Source organism: Streptomyces sp. NPDC049970, from assembly GCF_040660235.1.
Lineage (GTDB): Bacteria > Actinomycetota > Actinomycetes > Streptomycetales > Streptomycetaceae > Streptomyces.
In genome coordinates this window covers 1-1,056 of record NZ_JBFALP010000065.1, presented here as the reverse complement: position 1 = coordinate 1,056, position 1,056 = coordinate 1, and the positions used below count along the sequence as shown (strand labels likewise).

The window sequence follows — 1,056 nt, the reverse complement described above, 5'->3', positions numbered from 1 at the left end:
CGAGGCCATCCAGGCGCTGTGGGACGTGCTGGTCCCCTTCGCCGGCTACGCGTTCAACAAGGCGCACTCGGCCGCCTACGGCCTGGTGTCGTACTGGACGGCCTACCTGAAGGCCAACCACCCCGCCGAGTACATGGCCGCCCTGCTCACCTCGGTCAAGGACGACAAGGACAAGTCGGCCGTCTACCTCAACGAGTGCCGCCGCATGGGCATCCGGGTGCTGCCGCCGAACGTCAACGAGTCCGAGCCGAACTTCGCCGCGCAGGGCGACGACGTGATCCTCTTCGGCCTGTCCGCGGTGCGCAACGTCGGCAACAACGTCGTCGAGTCGATCATCAAGACCCGCAAGTCCAAGGGGAAGTACACCTCCTTCCCCGACTACCTCGACAAGGTCGAGGCCGTGGTCTGCAACAAGCGCACCACCGAGTCGCTGATCAAGGCCGGCGCCTTCGACTCCCTGGGCCACACCCGCAAGGGCCTGATGGCCAAGTACGAGTCGATGATCGACAACGTGGTCGCGGTCAAGCGCAAGGAGGCCGAGGGCCAGTTCGACCTCTTCGGCGGGATGGGCGAGGACACCGGCGGCGAGGTGGGCTTCGGCCTCGACGTGGAGTTCTCCCCCGAGGAGTGGGACAAGAGCTATCTGCTCGCCCAGGAACGCGAGATGCTCGGCCTGTACGTCTCCGACCATCCGCTGTTCGGCCTGGAGAACGTCCTGGCCGACAAGGCGGACGCGGGCATCTCGCAGCTCACCGGCGGCGACTTCGCCGACGGCTCGGTCGTCACCATCGGCGGCATCATCTCCGGCCTGCAGCGCAAGATGACCAAGCAGGGCAACGCCTGGGCGATCGCCACCGTCGAGGACCTCGCCGGCTCCATCGAGTGCATGTTCTTCCCCGCGACCTACCAGCTGGTGTCCACCCAACTCGTCGAGGACGCCGTGGTCTTCGTCAAGGGCCGGCTGGACAAGCGGGAGGACGTGCCGCGGCTGGTGGCGATGGAGCTGATGGTCCCCGACCTCACCGCGACCGGCAGCAACGCACCGGTGGTGCTCAG

Annotated in this window: 1 protein-coding gene; it reads left to right on the top strand. The window is 66.8% G+C overall.

Translation table 11 applies throughout. The features are described from left to right. Nucleotides 1–1,056, top strand: a 1,056-nt coding sequence (locus AB0I83_RS31490; RefSeq protein ID WP_363307056.1) for an OB-fold nucleic acid binding domain-containing protein, incomplete at both ends; no start/stop codon positions are given.